This window comes from Clostridium sp. CAG:43 (assembly GCF_000434655.1).
Lineage (GTDB): Bacteria > Bacillota > Clostridia > Lachnospirales > Lachnospiraceae > Otoolea > Otoolea fessa.
On the sequence record NZ_FR895117.1, the window covers coordinates 32,389 to 38,912 of the forward strand.

A 6,524-nucleotide genomic window follows, 5' to 3' on the forward strand; every position below is an offset into this window, starting at 1 on the left:
CCCCACCTCTCTCATTTTTATAAATCTACGTGTAAATCCTGATGTTTAATCCCATGTCTCTCCACATATCCCGTCAGCATCAGGGTCAGCGCACCGTCACCCGTTACATTGCAGGCAGTACCAAAACTGTCCTGAAGCGCAAAGATCGTCAGCATCAGCGCCGTTCCGGTCGCATCGAAACCGAGGACACCGGTGATCAGTCCCAGAGACGCCATAACCGTACCGCCCGGAACACCCGGTGCACCTACGGCAAATACACCTAAAAGAACGCAGAACAGAACCATCGTCATCATATCCGGGAGAGCGCCGTACAAAATCTTGGATACCGTCATGACAAAGAATACCTCGGTCAGAACCGAACCGCACAGATGGATATTCGCAAACAGCGGAATACCGAAATCAACCATATCGTCACGAAGCGGCTCTGCCTTTTTGGCACAACTGAGCGCCACTGCCAGGGTCGCCGCAGAAGACATCGTACCGACTGCCGTCAGATATGCCGGACCATAATGCTTAATAACGCCTCTCGGGTCACGGCCAGAGTAAATACCAGCCAGTGTATACAGCAGCGCCATCCAGATATAGTGGCCTGCCATAACAATCAGGATAACCGAAATGAAGATCGGAGCCTGTTTTGTGATGGTTCCCTCATATGCCAGGGAACAGAACGTAAATGCGATGTAAACCGGAAGAATCGGAATGACAATCTTCTGTACTATCTCCAGAACGATCTTCTGGAACTCGTCTAAGAGTTTCGTTACCGTCACCGCCTTGGTCCAGGTCGCTGCCAGACCAATCATAACGGAAAATATCAGCGCACTCATGACGCCCATGATCGGCGGAATGTCCAATTTAAAGACAACCTCCGGCAGACTGCGCAGTCCATCGACTGCCGACTGAATCGACATATGCGGAATCAGCGTATATCCAGCTGCCATCGAAAACAGCGCCGCGCCAAGAGACGATGTATACGCCAGTATCAGCGCTACTCCAAGCAATCTGGAGGCATTCTTTCCAAGCTTCGTGATCGACGGGGCAATAAAGCCGATGACGATCAGCGGTACACAGAACGAAATAATCTGCCCAAAAATATAATTCAGCGTCACAACGAGATTCATAAAACTTTCATTTGCTATAAGACCGGCAATAATACCGATCGCTACACCCAGCACCAGCCGAAACGGCAGGCTTTTCATCAACTTGCTCATACCCAGTTTTCCTTCCTAATACCTATCTCTTCATTCTTACTCTTCCCAAAGTTTTTTCGGATACAGACCGCCGTCCTTCATCCCCTGGATCGCGTCTGTCACCATCTTCTTATCTTCCTTGTAGGTCACGCCGTACCAGCGGTCCACGCTCTTTAACACGGTCACCTCGGCTTTCCCCTCTTTCAGAAGTTCATCCACCACAAACGGGAGGAAATACTCACATTTGAGTGGATTTACCGACAGGTTTTTCTCCAAAAATGGAACAAAGCGCGCCTTTAACTCCTTTAAGATGCTGGAAGTAAAGCCCCAGAGGTTCATCGATACAAGCGTATCCTCCCCCAGCTTCTCCCAGGTTGCGCCGTCATCCTCGGTATATTCCGCCTGATCGCCGTGCTTCTCGATGCGCGTTCTCTCGTGGATATCCGCCAGATGTCCATCCGCATCCACCGTACAGACGCCGCGCGCCACATGCCCGTTTTCCGTCAATGTGTTGTAGAGATGATAGGCAACCATCGCATACTGATATTTGTCATCATCCCCGCAGGATGCCAGACGATCATAGATCGCCTTGAACGCCGATTTTCCATAGTAATCATCCGCGTTGATCACCGCAAACGGTCCGTCGATCACCTCGCTGCAGCAGAGAATCGCATGACCGGTTCCCCACGGTTTGACGCGTCCCTCCGGAACCTCAAATCCATCCGGAAGGCGGTCATTTTCCTGATACACATACTCCACCTGCACGTGCTTTTCCATGCGGTTTCCGATATGTTCCTTAAACTCTTTCTCAATCGATTTCTTGATAATAAATACGACCTTTTCGAATCCAGCCTCGACTGCGTCGAAGATCGAAAAATCGATGATCAGATCTCCTTCCCGATCGACCGGATCAATCTGCTTCAAGCCGCCATACCGGCTGCCCATACCAGCCGCCATGATTACCAGAACTGGCTTCTGACTCATGAAAATTGTCCTCGCTTTCTGTTTCTTATCCACAATCCTGCCCGTTTTCATTCAAAGCAGAATTGCCTGTTTCCTTTTATTTTAAACTAATTCGGGCAGACTGTAAACAGTAAAACAAAAACCCGGCTGCCGTTTTATTCCATAGAGCGGATATTCTTTTTTGTTTACATTTTTATAGATGTATTTTTTACTGTTTCTACACCAGTTAATTGTATCTTTTAGTTCTGCGCATACTTGTATGATAGATTGTTTTCACAAATATTTGATGTATGCGGGAGGTGCTTTAAATGATTGCTGCTGGTGACCGGCTCCGTGATTTACGGGAGGACAAAGGAAAAACGCAGGCGGAAATTTCCAGTCTGCTGGGTACAACTCAGCAAATCTATTCCCGCTATGAAACAAACCGGACGGATCTGCCTCTTCGGCATCTGATAAAACTGGCGGATTATTACCAGGTCAGCGCCGATTATATTCTCGGTCGAACCTCCTACCCGAAGAATCCGCCCGAAATGGCGAAACCATTTCTTAAAAATGTCACCTATGGAGAGGTCAATGGGCGTATCTCATCATTCCAGACTTCCACGAAAAAGCAGTTGATCGAATACATCAATTACCTGGTTTATCTGGAATCACGCCATAAGAAGGATTGATCGCGGTGAAAACGGGACATTGACACCATAGATGTGCAAAAGACAGCTCCAGGCATCGCTCACATGCAGCGTCTGGGGCTGTCTTTTATCTTTCAGACTTTTGTCTAAATCACTTTGATTCCAGCTCTTAGTCGTCCTCTTCCTCACTATCCGTAACAGTAAATACCTGACGTTTTCTCGCCATCTCATCGTTTGCCAGATACTCATCATAAGTAGTAATCTTATCGATCAGCTTGCCGTTTACGATTTCCATGATACGGTTTGCGGTCGTCTCAACGATCTGGTGGTCACGGGATGAGAATAACAGCACGCCCGGGAACTTGATCATACCGTTGTTCAGAGCGGTAATGGACTCCATATCCAGATGGTCGGTCGGCTCGTCCAGAATCAGGACATTGGAACCGGAGATCATCATCTTAGAAAGCATGCAGCGCACCTTCTCACCACCAGAAAGAACGCGGACTTTCTTCACGCCGTCCTCACCGGCAAACAGCATACGTCCTAAGAATCCGCGGACATAGGTCACATCCTTAACCGGAGAGTACTGGGTCAGCCAGTCTACGATCGTGTCGTCGTTATCGAACTCTTTCGAATTGTCCTTCGGGAAATATGCCTGACTGGTGGTCAGACCCCATTTATAGGATCCCTCATCCGGCTCCATCTCGCCGGAAAGAATCTTGAAGAGAACGGTCTTTGCCTGCTCGTTCGGTCCTACAAATGCTACCTTGTCCTCGCGTCCGAGAATGAAGGAAATATTATCAAGAACCTTCACACCATCGATAGTCTTAGACAGGTTCTCTACGCTTAATACCTCATTACCGATCTCACGTTCCGGACGGAAGTCGATATACGGGTACTTACGGCTGGACGGTTTGATCTCATCTAACTCAATCTTCTCCAGAGCACGTTTTCTGGAGGTTGCCTGCTTAGACTTGGAAGCATTGGCGGAAAATCGCTGGATGAACTCCTGCAGCTCCTTGATCTTCTCTTCCTTCTTCTTGTTGGCTTCCTTCATCTGCTTGATCATCAGCTGGCTGGACTCGTACCAGAAATCGTAGTTTCCGGCATAGAGCTGAATCTTGCCATAGTCGATATCTGCGATCTGGGTGCAGACTTTATTTAAAAAGTAACGGTCATGGGATACCACGATAACCGTATTCTCAAAGTTGATCAGGAACTCCTCGAGCCATGCGATCGCATCGAGATCCAAGTGGTTTGTCGGCTCGTCGAGAAGCAGGATGTCCGGGTTTCCGAACAGTGCCTGTGCCAGAAGAACTTTGACCTTCTGGGCACCGGTCAGATCTGCCATCTGTTTGTAGTGGAGATCCGTCTCGATTCCCAGACCATTTAAAAGGTTCGCCGCGTCGGACTCTGCCTCCCAGCCGTTCATCGTGGCGAACTCGCCCTCCAGCTCGGCAGCCTTGACGCCGTCCTCCTCGGAGAAGTCTTCCTTCATGTAGATGGCTTCCTTCTCTTTCATGATCTCGTAGAGTCTCGCATTTCCCATAATAACGGTATCAAGTACCGGATATGCGTCATATTTAAAGTGATCCTGCTGTAAGAATGAAAGTCTCTGTCCCGGTGTAATAATAACCTCACCATTGGTCGGTTCCAGCTGTCCGGACAGGATTCGTAAAAAGGTAGACTTTCCGGCACCGTTGGCACCGATGAGTCCGTAGCAGTTTCCCTCGATAAATTTAATGCTTACGTCCTCAAATAACGCCTTCTTTCCTACTCGCAGTGTTACATTGCTTGTACTAATCATGGCAATTTCCTTTCATACTGTTCAAATCGTTCATACTCCCCAGGCGCATCTTTGCCCCGGGCGGGTGCAATCCATGTATATTTTACAGGTTTTTCCCGAATTTGCAAGCATTTTACGGGTTTTTATTCCCATCCGACAAAAACTAAAATCTTCCGAACGTATCCACCAGCCAGGACAAATAATCTGCCCGCTCATCCGTAAACTGCCCCGGAACCAGACGCCAACGCCAGTTTTCCCCGAGGGTTCCCGGCGTATTCATGCGCGCCCAGTTATCGAGTTTCAACACATCCTGCATCTGGAAAATGGCGACGCTCGCGACTGAACCGTATGCCGCGCGGAACACGCGGTCTACCACCTCACTCTGGTGTGCTGCACCGAGGTAATCGGCAATGTACTGAAGTTCCCACCACTGACGTTTTTCCGGTTTAAAATACCCCGCCAGCGTCTCATTGTCGTGCGTTCCACCGTAGACTACGGAGTTCGGGTCATAACAGTGCGGCAGATGCTCGTTGAAACGGTCGCCACTGAACGCAAACTCAATGATCTTCATGCCCGGATAGCCCGTCTCTGCCAACAGATCCTTGACCTCCTGACAGAAGACACCAAGATCCTCCGCGATGATCTTCGTCTCGCCTGCCGCCTCATCAAGTGCGTCGGTCAGCTTTTTGCCCGGACCTTTCTCCCACTCGCCGTCTTTCGCAGTCACAGCGCCATACGGGATTGCATAATACTGCACCACGCCGATGAAATGGTCGATCCGCACCGCATCGTAGAGCTTCGCGGACGCTTTCATCCGGCTTCGCCACCAGGCGAAATCAGTTTGTTCCATTTTCTCCCAGTCGTAAAGCGGGTTGCCCCAGAGCTGTCCATCCTCTGAAAATGCATCCGGCGGCACACCCGATACCTTGAGCGGCGTCAGATTTTCCTCGTCGAGCTGGAACAGCTCCGGGTGGCTCCAGACATCCGCGCTGTCGAGCGCCACGTAAATCGGAATATCGCCGACGATCTGAAGTTCTTTTTCTTTTGCATACTGTTTTAATTTTTTCCACTGTTCAAAAAACTTAAACTGTAAGAACTTCCAGTAATTTATTTCTTCTGCCAGCTCTTCGCGGCATGCCGAAAGCGCCTCCGGACGGCGGAACCGGATGTCCTTGTCCCAGTCCATCCAGCCTTTTCCTTCATATTTACCCTTGACTGCCATGTAGAGCGCATAGTCGTCCAGCCATTCTTCATTTTCTTCCAGAAATGCCTGATATTCCACACTTTCCTTATGGTTGCTCCGCTCATACGCCTTGCGCAGAAGCGGAAAACGGTAATAATACAGCGCGTCATATTTGACCTGATCCTGCTTGTCGCACCACCAGCAGGCGTCTATCTCATCCTGGGTCAGAAGTTTCTCGTCTTTCAGCGTATCCAGATCAATAAAATACGGATTTCCCGCAAATGCAGAGTAGGACTGGTACGGGCTGTCCCCGTAGCAGGTCGGTCCCATCGGAAGCACCTGCCAGTACGTCTGGCGTCCGCGTTTTAACTGATCAATAAACTCATACGCCGCCCGTCCGAACGTACCGATTCCATACGGCGACGGCAGGCTGAAAATCGGCATCAGCACGCCTGCGCCGCGTTTTAACATTGTCTTCATCGCTTCGTTTCCTCCTATTCTGCCCGATATACTGTCTCACCGCTGCAGATGGTATAGTGAACCTTTCCATAGAGCTTCGCTCCCACAAACGGGGAGTTAGACGCCTTGGAATGGAATTTTTCTACGGTATATGGTGTCTGGTCGTCAAAAAGAACCAGATCCGCCGCGCCGCCCTCGCGGATGCGTCCCGCCTCCTTCATCCGGTACAGCTTCGCCGGATTCAGGCACATTTTCTCAAACAGAGTCAGATAATCAATGTGACCAGCTTTTACCAGCCTGGTAACCGCCAATGGCAG

General features: G+C 49.7%; 6 protein-coding genes (1 of these 6 running past the window's edge). 1 reads left to right on the top strand and 5 read right to left on the bottom strand.

Features of this window, described 5'->3' with window-relative positions; genetic code table 11:
- Nucleotides 1-17: 17 nt before the first annotated feature.
- Nucleotides 18-1,208, bottom strand: a complete 1,191-nt coding sequence (locus QVO97_RS12160) for a dicarboxylate/amino acid:cation symporter (protein WP_022360585.1) — start codon at nt 1,206-1,208, stop codon at nt 18-20.
- Between the two features lie 36 nt (nt 1,209-1,244).
- Entirely contained in the window at nt 1,245-2,171 is a 927-nt protein-coding gene (locus QVO97_RS12165; RefSeq protein WP_022360586.1) for a nucleotidyltransferase family protein, read from the bottom strand.
- Between the two features lie 287 nt (nt 2,172-2,458).
- Between QVO97_RS12165 and QVO97_RS12170 the strand changes: the two genes are divergently transcribed.
- Nucleotides 2,459-2,821: a helix-turn-helix domain-containing protein gene (locus QVO97_RS12170; RefSeq protein WP_022360587.1), complete on the top strand. Its 363-nt coding sequence runs from the start codon at nt 2,459-2,461 to the stop codon at nt 2,819-2,821.
- A 127-nt stretch (nt 2,822-2,948) separates the two neighbouring features.
- Here the strand turns inward: QVO97_RS12170 and QVO97_RS12175 are convergent, their stop codons facing one another.
- The 3 genes from QVO97_RS12175 to QVO97_RS12185 form a co-directional block, all read right to left on the bottom strand.
- Nucleotides 2,949-4,586 (bottom strand): ABC-F family ATP-binding cassette domain-containing protein, encoded by a 1,638-nt coding sequence (locus tag QVO97_RS12175; RefSeq protein ID WP_022360588.1) that lies wholly within the window; start codon nt 4,584-4,586, stop codon nt 2,949-2,951.
- A 142-nt stretch (nt 4,587-4,728) separates the two neighbouring features.
- On the bottom strand, nt 4,729-6,228 hold the full coding sequence (gene malQ / locus QVO97_RS12180) for a 4-alpha-glucanotransferase (RefSeq protein WP_022360589.1): 1,500 nt from the start codon (nt 6,226-6,228) through the stop codon (nt 4,729-4,731).
- 14 nt (nt 6,229-6,242) lie between these two features.
- Nucleotides 6,243-6,524 carry part of the coding region annotated (locus tag QVO97_RS12185) for a dihydroorotase (RefSeq protein WP_288189765.1) on the bottom strand (this coding region is incomplete at its 5' end). Its footprint extends 907 nt past the window's final position, so 282 of the 1,189 annotated nt are shown.